Annotated in this window: 8 protein-coding genes; 1 reads left to right on the forward strand and 7 read right to left on the reverse strand. The window is 71.4% G+C overall.

The genetic code is table 11. The annotated features are described in order from the left end of the window. Positions 1-35: 35 nt before the first annotated feature. Genes MPTA5024_RS04235 through MPTA5024_RS04260 form a run of 6 tightly spaced genes read right to left on the reverse strand, consistent with a single transcriptional unit; the run spans position 36 to position 6,773 of the window. Entirely contained in the window at positions 36-914 is an 879-nt protein-coding gene (locus MPTA5024_RS04235; RefSeq protein ID WP_036320042.1) for a carbohydrate kinase family protein, read from the reverse strand. Further along, positions 911-1,933, reverse strand: coding sequence for a LacI family DNA-binding transcriptional regulator (locus MPTA5024_RS04240; RefSeq protein WP_036323113.1), 1,023 nt, complete (start codon positions 1,931-1,933; stop codon positions 911-913). The genes MPTA5024_RS04235 and MPTA5024_RS04240 overlap by 4 nt, the downstream gene beginning before the upstream one ends. A 60-nt stretch (positions 1,934-1,993) precedes the next feature. After that, positions 1,994-3,613: a glycoside hydrolase family 13 protein gene (locus MPTA5024_RS04245; RefSeq protein ID WP_036320043.1), complete on the reverse strand. Its 1,620-nt coding sequence runs from the start codon at positions 3,611-3,613 to the stop codon at positions 1,994-1,996. Positions 3,614-3,639: 26 nt separating this feature from the next. Continuing rightward, a complete protein-coding gene (locus MPTA5024_RS04250) occupies positions 3,640-4,518 on the reverse strand; it encodes a sugar ABC transporter permease (protein ID WP_036320045.1) in 879 nt (292 codons plus the stop codon). Then, the gene (locus tag MPTA5024_RS04255) at positions 4,515-5,477 is read right to left on the reverse strand and encodes a carbohydrate ABC transporter permease (RefSeq protein ID WP_036320047.1); all 963 of its coding nucleotides are present in this window, start codon (positions 5,475-5,477) and stop codon (positions 4,515-4,517) included. Before MPTA5024_RS04255 ends, MPTA5024_RS04250 begins: the two co-directional genes overlap by 4 nt. A 3-nt stretch (positions 5,478-5,480) precedes the next feature. Beyond that, positions 5,481-6,773, reverse strand: coding sequence for an extracellular solute-binding protein (locus MPTA5024_RS04260; protein ID WP_036320050.1), 1,293 nt, complete (start codon positions 6,771-6,773; stop codon positions 5,481-5,483). Positions 6,774-7,087: 314 nt separating this feature from the next. Here MPTA5024_RS04260 and MPTA5024_RS04265 point away from each other — a divergent pair, with 314 nt between their 5' ends. Further along, a complete protein-coding gene (locus MPTA5024_RS04265) occupies positions 7,088-8,377 on the forward strand; it encodes an ABC transporter ATP-binding protein (RefSeq protein ID WP_036320053.1) in 1,290 nt (429 codons plus the stop codon). Between the two features lie 21 nt (positions 8,378-8,398). On the opposite strand, the gene MPTA5024_RS04270 is transcribed toward MPTA5024_RS04265, so the two are convergent. After that, the gene (locus MPTA5024_RS04270; RefSeq protein WP_036320056.1) at positions 8,399-9,019 is read right to left on the reverse strand and encodes an amino acid-binding protein; all 621 of its coding nucleotides are present in this window, start codon (positions 9,017-9,019) and stop codon (positions 8,399-8,401) included. Between the last annotated feature and the right edge of the window lie 300 nt (positions 9,020-9,319).

Raw genomic sequence — 9,319 nt, forward strand, 5'->3', positions numbered from 1 at the left:
GCACCACGTTCATGGATTTCGGGCCCGCGACCGTCTCACCCGCCGGTCGCGGGCCCTTTCCACGGGTCCTCGTGGGTGCCCTCGACCGTGCACGCGTGCGCCCCGGCGAGCCCGCCCAGCCGTACGCACTCCTCCAGCGGGCGGCCGGAGAGCCTGCCGTACAGGAATCCGGAGACGAACGCGTCGCCCGCGCCGTTGGTGTCGGCCACCGGGCCGGGCAGCGGCTGCGCCGGGAAGTGCCGGATCTCGCCGCTCCCGTCGAGCACGTGGCATCCCCGGGCGCCGTCCGTGCACACCACGGTCGAGGCGCGCCCGCGGTCCGCGATCGAGCGCATGACCGCGTCCCGGCGGGCGCCGAGCGCGGCCGCGGACAGGAACACCAGGTCCGAGTTGACGGCGAAGTCGCGGTGGTGGTCGTTCTCGCCGTCCCAGTCGTGCAGGTCGGTGGAGGTCGGCGTGCCCGGCGGGATGTCCGCGTAGACGTACCGGCAGAAGTCGGTGATCGACACGTGCACGTGCCGAGCCTCGCGGAGTGCGGGCAGGTAGAGGTCGCGGGGCAGCCGCTCACCCGGCGACGGCCGCGGGTCGAACAGCGACAGCCGCCGTCCCGCCGGGTCGACGAGCAGGACGCTGCGCCGGGTGCCCGCCTCCGCCAGCGCGAAGGCGAAGCCGACGCCGCGCGACGACAGGTGCGACCGGATGAGCGCGCCCTGCGGGTCGTCGCCGACGAGGTCGGCCAGCAGCACCCGCAGGCCGAGGGCGTGGCAGCCGAGCGCCACCCCGGCGCCGGTGTTGCCGATGCGGTCCAGGACGGGCGGGACGGCGTAGGTGTCGGCGTACGGCAGGGGCAGCGCGGGGACCCGGACGGCGGTGTCGACGCCGGAGCCCCCGACGACGAGGACGTCGACGGTCACCGGTTGACGAGCGGGCCCGAGCTGGTGGACCCGCGGACCACCAGCTCCGGCTGGTAGACCAGCTCGACGTGCTTGGAAGGGGTGCCGCCGATCTCCTCCAGCAGGGTCTCGACGGCGGCCGCGGCCATCGCGCCGATCGGCTTGCGCACCGTCGTCAGAGGCGGGTCGGTGAACGCCATCAGCGGCGAGTCGTCGAACCCGACCACCGACACGTCGCCCGGGACCGACAGCCCGCGCTCCCGGGCGGCGCGGATCGCGCCGAGGGCCATGAGGTCGCTGGCGCAGAAGATCCCGGTGCAGCCGCGGTCGATGAGCGCGCCGGCGGCCGCCTGGCCGCCCTCGACCGAGAACAGCGAGTGCTGGATCAGCTCGTCGACGTCGGACAGCCCGAGAAGCTGGGCCATCGTCTGGCGGAAGCCCTCGATCTTGCGGATGACCGGGACGAAGCGGCGCTGGCCCAGGGCGAGCCCCACCCGCTCGTGCCCGAGGTCGACCAGGTGCTGGACGGCGAGACGGGCCGCGAGCCGGTCGTCGGGCGAGATGAACGGCGCGGGGATGCCCTCGTTGTACCCGTCCACCAGCACGATCGGCAGGCCCCGGTCGGTGAGCCGGGTGTAGCGGTCCATCCGGGAGGTGGTGTCGGCGTGCAGGCCCGACACGAACACGATGCCGGAGACGCCGCGGTCGAGCAGCATCTCGGTGAACTCGTCCTCGGGGGCGCCGCCCGGCTCCTGGGTGCACAGGATCGGGGTGTAGCCGTGCTGGGTGAGCGCCTTCTCCACCGCCTGGGCGAAGGCCGGGAAGATCGGGTTGCCCAGTTCGGGGATGACCAGGCCGATCAGGCCGTTGCTGCGCTGGCGCAGCCGCTGCGGGCGTTCGTACCCCATCAGGTCGAGCGCGGTCAGCACGGCCTGGCGGGTGGAGGCCGACACTCCCGCCTTGCCGTTCAGCACCCGGCTCACCGTCGCCTCGCTGACTCCCGCCTGAGCCGCGATGTCCGCGAGCCGCGTGTTGTTCATGAGCATCACTTTAGGTCGTGCCCCTCAGATCTTCTGCCGTTGCGGGTGTCCCGCGGGCCCTCACCGATCCGTTCCGGCCGCCCACCAGGTGGCCGAGTCGGGCGCGAGCCTGACGACGCCGCCGGCCGTGTCCGGCCCGCCGCTGGCCAGCAGCAGCTCGCCGGGGGCCGGCCCGATCTCGACCCACTCCGGCGTCATGTTCATCAGGAACGTGAACCCGTGCCCGCGGGTGAAGGCGAGCGTGCCGGGCGGCCCGTCCAGCCAGGTCAGCGTGCCGTCGCCGAGGCCCGGGTGCTCGCGCCGCATCGTCAGGGCCGCGCGGTAGAGGGCGAGGGTGGAGGCGCCGTCGCGCTGCTGGGCCTCGACGCTGAGGTCCCGCCACCCCGGAGGCACCGGGAGCCAGCTCTCGTAGATGCCGGGAGGGGCGAAGCCGAGCGTGGGGTCGCCGGCGGCCGTCCACGGCAGCGGCACCCGGCAGCCGTCGCGCCCGCTGTCGGGGTCGCGCAGCCGCTGCGGGTCGCGCAGGTAGTGCTCGGGCAGGTCGAGCACCTCCGGCAGCCCGAGCTCCTCACCCTGGTAGACGTACGCCGAGCCGGGCAGCGCGAACATCAGCATCGCGGCGGCCCTGGCCCGGCGCAGGCCGCGCTCCCCTCCGCCGTACCGGGTGACGTGGCGCTTCACGTCGTGGTTGGACAGCACCCACGTCGAGGGGGCGCCGACCAGGGCGGCCGTGCGCAGCGACTCGTCGACCACCGCGCGGAAGCGGGTCGCGTCCCACGGGGTCTTCAGGAAGTGGAAGTTGAACGCCTGGTGCAGCTCGTCGGGCCGGACGTAGTTGGCCAGCCGCTCCGGCGAGGGCGCCCACGCCTCGGCGACGCCGATCCGCTCCCCGTCGTAGGAGTCGAGGATCCGGCGCCACGACCGGTGGATCTCGTGCACGCCGTCCTGGTCGAAGAACGGCACGACCTGGGCGCCGATCAGCTCGGCCTGGCCGAGCCGCCCGACGTCCGGCAGGCCGGGCGCCTTGACCATGCCGTGCGCCACGTCGATCCGGAAGCCGTCCACCCCGAGGTCGAGCCAGAACCGCAGCACGTCGGCGAACTCGGCGTGCACCTCGGGGTGCTCCCAGTTGAGGTCGGGCTGCTCGGGCGCGAACAGGTGGAGGTACCACTGGCCGTCGGGAACCCGGGTCCAGGCGGGGCCGCCGAAGATGGACTCCCAGTCGTTCGGCGGGAGCGCGCCGTCCGGGCCCTTGCCGTCCCGGAAGATGTAGCGCTCCCGCTCGCGGCCGCCCGGCCCGGCGGCCAGGGCGGCCGCGAACCAGGGATGCCGGTCGGAGGTGTGGTTCGGCACGACGTCCACGATGATCCGCAGGCCCAGCGCGTGGGCCTCCTCGATCAGCGCCGTGGCGTCGGCGAGCGAGCCGAAGATCGGGTCGACGTCGCGGTAGTCCGCCACGTCGTACCCGAAGTCGGCCATGGGCGAGGGGTAGAACGGGGTCAGCCAGACGGCGTCCGCACCGAGCTCGGCCAGGTACGGCAGGCGGCTGCGCACCCCCGGGAGGTCCCCCACGCCGTCGCCGTTGCCGTCGGCGAAGCTGCGCACGTACACCTGGTAGATGACGGCGTCACGCCACCATCGGGTGGCGACCGCCGGCGACTGGACGGCGACTTCGGTCATGGGGATCCCCCGATTCTCATATAGGGTCACGCCTTCGTGGCGCCGGACGTGAGGCCGGTCACGAGATGGCGCTGGACGAGCAGGAACACGGCGGCCGCCGGGATCGCGATCAGCACAGACGCGGCCGTGAGCAGCCCCCACTCCGCCTTGTGCTGGCCGACGAACTGGCTGAGGCCGACCGCGAGCGTGTACTTGTCGTCGCCGGTCATGAACGCCGTGGCGTACGCGACCTCGGCCCAGGCGGTGAGGAACGAGTAGAACGCGGCGACGGCCAGCCCCGGTTTGGCCAGCGGCAGGATCAGCCGCCAGAACGTGCCGAACGGGGTCAGGCCGTCCACCCGTCCCGCCTCGTCGATCGACGCCGGGACCGTGTCGAAGTAGCCCTTCATCATCCAGGCGCAGAACGGGATGGTCGTGGTGAGGTAGGTGATGACCAGCGAGGGCAGCTGGTTGATCAGCCCGAGGCCGGCCATGAGGTTGTAGATCGGCACGATCAGGATGGCCACCGGGAACATCTGGATCACCAGCAGCATCCACATGACCGAGCGGAACCCGGGGAAGCGGAACCGGCTCACGGCGTACCCGGTGCTGGCCGACAGCAGGACGCTGATCACCGCGGTCGCCAGCGAGACGACGACCGAGTTGCCGGCCCAGGTGAGGAACCGGGTCTCGCCGAGCACCTGCGCGTAGTTGGCGAACGTCGGCTGCTCGATCGGCGAGACCGAGGCCGTCTCGATGACGGCCCGCGGCTTGAGCGAGGTCAGCACCAGCCAGGCGACCGGGAAGACCGACACGATGCTCGCCGCGATCAGCGTGAGGTGCAGGGCGGCCGACTTCAGCGGCGTGCGGGAGTCCCGTCCCCCGGCCTTCGCGCGCGTGGCGGGCGGGGCCGCGGCCGGGCTCACCACGCCTCCCCCTGCTGACGGAGGGCCCGGCGGTAGACCGTGGCCATGACCACGAGCAGGGCGAGGATGACCAGGCCCCACGCCGCGGAGCCGGCGTAGTCCCTGATGCCCTCGAAGGCCTGCCGGTAGGCGTACGTCACGAGGATCTCCGTTGACCCGGCCGGCCCTCCGCGGGTGAGCAGGAAGATGACCGGGAACTGGTTGAACGTCCAGATCGTGCCGAGCAGCACCACCGTGCTCAGGACGGGGCGCAGCCCGGGGACCGTGATGTGCCGGAACCGCTGCCAGGCCGAGGCGCCGTCCACCTCGGCGGCCTCGTACAGCTCGCGCGGGATCCCCTGCAGCCCGCCGAGCAGGGCGAGCATCATGAACGGCACGCCGAGCCAGACGTTGCACGCGATGACCGAGACCTTGGCCCAGAACGGGTCGTCGAGCCAGCTGATCCCGGCGAACCCGGCGGCCCTGAGCATCGCGTTGACCACGCCGAACTCGCCGTTCAGCAGGTAGCGCCAGATGAACGCGGACACGAACGCCGGGACGGCCCACGGCAGCACGAGCAGCATGCGGTACAGCGCCCGCAGCCGCATCGGCCGGTTCAGCAGCAGCGCGAGGCCGAGCCCGATGCCCACGTGCAGGGCGACGCACACGAGGGTCCAGACGACGGTCCACGCCAGCCGGCCGAGGAACGTGGACGACGTCAGGATGTCGGCGTAGTTGCGCAGCCCCACGAACTCGTACGTCGCGGGGATCACGTTCATCCCGATCGTGCGGCCCATGGTCGCCTCGGTCGCGTCGGTGAGCGACAGGTAGACGCCGCGGACGAGGGGGTAGCCGACCAGCACCAGCGTCACGATGACGACCGGCGCGACCATCGCCCAGGCGTACCAGTGGCGCGACAGGAGACGCCGCGCCCCGGAGCGGGGCGCGGCCCTCCTCGCCGCGACGACGTCAGCCGCCATCGGTCACAGGCTCCAGCCCTTGAGGATGCCCTGGTAGGCGGTGGCGACGTCCTTCAGCATGGGCTCGGTGGCCGTCTGCCCGGCGGCCAGCTTCTGGTAGCCGTCGACCAGCGGCTGGAACAGGGAGGCCGCCTCCGGGATCCACGGGCGCTCGACGGCCGACTCCATCGGCTTCTGCCACTGGGCGATCTTCGGGTTGGCCGTGGCCTCCGGCGAGCTGTAGGCCGGCTGGCGGGTGGGCAGCAGGCCCAGCTTGCCCGCGATCTTGGCCTGGTTCTCGGCCGAGTCCATGAACGCCACGAACAGGTAGGACGCGGCGAGGTTCTTCGAACCGGCGTAGACCGTGTAGTCGTGCCCGCCGACCGGCGCGCCCGACTTCACCGACCCGGCCGGGACCGGAGCCACCCCGAAGTTGTCCGGGTTGTCCTTGAAGACCTTGCCGCCCAGGTTGTCGGAGTTCGACCACGGCCCGTTGAAGATCATGGCGACCTTGCCGTCCTTGAAGGCGGTCTCCGCGTTCGTGTAGCTGTCCTGCAGGGCCGGCTTGGCCGTCGCGCCGGACGCGATCAGGTCCTCGACGATCTTCACCCCCGCGACGGACTGCGGCGAGGAGATGGTGATCTTCTTGTTCGGCACGTCCACGAAGTCGCCGCCCTCGCCGTAGATGAACGGCAGCAGGAAGTAGGCGTCCACGTTCAGCGCGAGACCGTCGGCCCCCGTCTTGGACTTGACGTCGAGGGCGACCTTCTTCAGGTCGGCCATGGTGGCCGGAGGGGCGTCGTAGCCCGCCTTCTTCAGTAGCTCCTTGTTGTACAGGAGGCCCAGGGTGTCGGTCACCTGCGGCACGCCGTACGTCTTGCCGTTGAACTTGCCGCTGGCGGCGGGCGAGGCGAGGAACTCCTCGGGCTTGACCAGCGCGGGGGTGCCGTCCAGCGGCGCGAGGTAGCCCAGCGAGGCGAACTCCGAGACCCAGCCGACGTCGGTCCGCAGCACGTCGGGCGCCCCGGCCCCCGACTGCGCGGCCGTCTTGAACTTGTCGCGCGCGTTGGCGAACGGCACGTTGACGTAGTTCACCTTGATCTTCGGGTACTTGGCCTCGAAGTCCTTGATCAGGTCCTGGAAGGCCGGGGCCTCGTTGGTGGCGTCGGAGGTGTCCCACCAGGTGACCTGGCCCGAGACCTGGTCCGGGGCGACGCTCGTGGCCGGGGCGGAACTCGTGTCGGAACTGCTGCCGCAGGCGGAGACCGCCAGGGCGAGCGCCGCGGCGACCGCCGCGGCCGGGATGACTCGCCGCATGTGTGGTGCACTCCTTGCTCAGGGGGATTTATGGCGGAACGTACAGCGAGGCGCGCCCCCGTGAAAGCCCTTACAGAAACTTTCAGCAAATTCGTTACCTTTGACGGTCCGCCGGACGCCCTCCGAAGCTCATGAGCGGGCCCTGACAAAAGACTTTCAAATAGGGAAAGTTTGCAGTAACCGTAAGTTGCGAGCAGATGCCGGATTCTTCACGACACGTATGGACACGGGTGCCCGCAACGCGATGTACTACCTCATCAATCACACCGAAGGCTGGGGATCCGGGCGTGCCTGCCCGGGAGGAACGAGCTTGCATGAGCACCGTCGTCCTCGACAATGTGACGAAGGTCTACCCGGGGGGTTACCTCGCCGTGGACCGCATGAACCTCCGGGCCGACGAGGGGGAGTTCCTCGTCCTGCTCGGGCCGTCGGGCTGCGGTAAGTCCACGCTGCTCCGCATGATCGCCGGCTTGGAGGAGATCACGGCCGGCGACCTCTGGCTCGGGGGCAAGCTCGCCAACCATCTCGCGCCCCGGGACCGGGACGTGGCGATGGTCTTCCAGAACGGGGCGCTCTACCCCCACCGGACCGTCCGCGGGAACCTGTCCTTCCCGCTGGAGATCGCCAAGGCCGACCCGGCGTTGGTCAAGGAGCGGGTGGTCGAGCTGTCGCGGGCGCTGCACATCGACGAGACGCTGGACCGGCGTCCGGGGACGCTGTCCGGCGGCCAGCGCCAGCGGGTCGCGATGGGCCGCGCGATCGTGCGCCAGCCGTCCCTGTTCCTGATGGACGAGCCGCTGTCGAACCTCGACGCGGGCATGCGCACCGAGCTGCGGATGGAGATCTCCTCCCTCGTCCGCGCCCTCGGCGTCACCACCATCTATGTGACGCACGACCAGGTCGAGGCGCTCACGCTGGCGGACCGCATCGCCATCATGAACCGCGGCGTGCTGCAGGACATCGGGACGCCGGCGCAGGTCTACAACGACCCGGCGACGGCGTTCACGGCGGCGTTCCTCAGCTCGCAGCAGCTCAACCTGCTGGCGGCCACGGTCCGCACGCCCCAGAACCAGTTCATCCTGCTCGACTTCGGCACGCACCAGATCACCATGCCCTGGACCGATCCACGTGCTTACGCTGTGTCACAGCACACCGGCATGCAGATCATCGTCGGCATCCGCCCGGACGCGCTGATGCCGGTGCCGGAGAGGACCGAGGGGCCGACGTTCTTCGGCCGGGTGCGGACGCTGGAGTACCACGGGCACGAGTGGCTGGCCTACCTCGAGGCCGGCATCCCCGCCGTCCATGTGCCGGAGCCGCCGGACCGGCGCCGCGGCCATGTCAACGGGAGCCAGGCCGGGATGAACGGCAAGGCCCGTTCCATGATGCGCCGGCTGCTGAGCCCCTCCGCCGCGGAGGAAGAGGAGGTGGCCGGGCCGCCGCCGTCCGTGACGTCCGGCACGCACCGTCGCGCCGACCTGATCGTCCGGCTGGGCAGCCGCCCCGTCTGGCGGGCCGGCGAGCACGGGCGGGTCGCCGTCGACGTCTCCCGCCTCATGCTGTTCACCCAGACCGGCGCCCGGATCGACCCGCCGCGGCGCTAGTCCTCGTCGTCTGGGCGGGGTTCACGCCGTACGGCTCACCCCCGCCCGGGCGAGCACGGAGACGATCTCGACGAGGCGGACGACCTTGTCCACCTCGGCCCGGTGGAACGCGGGCCCCTGTGACCGCGCCACCACCAGATGCACGCCGTCCATCGGCACGCTGACGAGATGAAGGCCGCCCTCGCTGAACGAGGCCGGCCGCAGGGGGGTGAGGTCGGCGGCGGGCACGGTCTCCGGCGCCTGCCAGCTGCCGTGCACGACCTCCCCGGTGGAGCTGTCGACCGCGACCGCCCACTCCGCGCTGACGAGATCGGGGACGGCGTCCACGAGCGCGAGGTACGCCCGGTCGGGCTCCCCCGCCACGTGCCCGAGCAGGTCGTAGTCGGGGCTGGTGCCGGGCGCCTCGCGGGTCGGCCACACGGCCTCGACCCGCGTGCCGGGGACGACGCCGATCCGCTCGCGCAGCTCGCCGGGCTCGAACAGCCCCGACCACGAGACGGTGAAGTCGTCCACCGCCCGGCCCGACTGCCGTTCGAGCACCGTCACCTGCAGGATGTCGGCTCCCATCACCCCGAACGCGCGCGCCACCTGGCCGAGCACTCCGGGCCGGTCGGGGAGCGAGACGCGCAGCCGCAGCAACATCCCCCATCACCTCCACCTTGTGCGACACCAACAGTGTCGGACACAGGTTTCGAGCCTGTTACGGCGGTGGGTCACGGAACGGCTGCAATGTTTCTGGAAGTTTCAGCAAAACCTTGCACGAGGGGAGACTCGCCAGTACGTTCCGGGCATGGTGCCCCCCCAGCTCCCGCGTGCGCGCGTCCCGTTCGCCGCTGCCGCCGCCCTCGCACTTCTCGCGTCCCCGCTGGTCACGACCTCGCCCGCCCAGGCGGCGCCGCCCGCCGCCGTCGCCCCGCACAGGGCCGCGGGCGCGCGGACCCC

This window comes from Microbispora sp. ATCC PTA-5024, assembly GCF_000511135.2.
Classification (GTDB): Bacteria; Actinomycetota; Actinomycetes; order Streptosporangiales; family Streptosporangiaceae; genus Microbispora; species Microbispora corallina.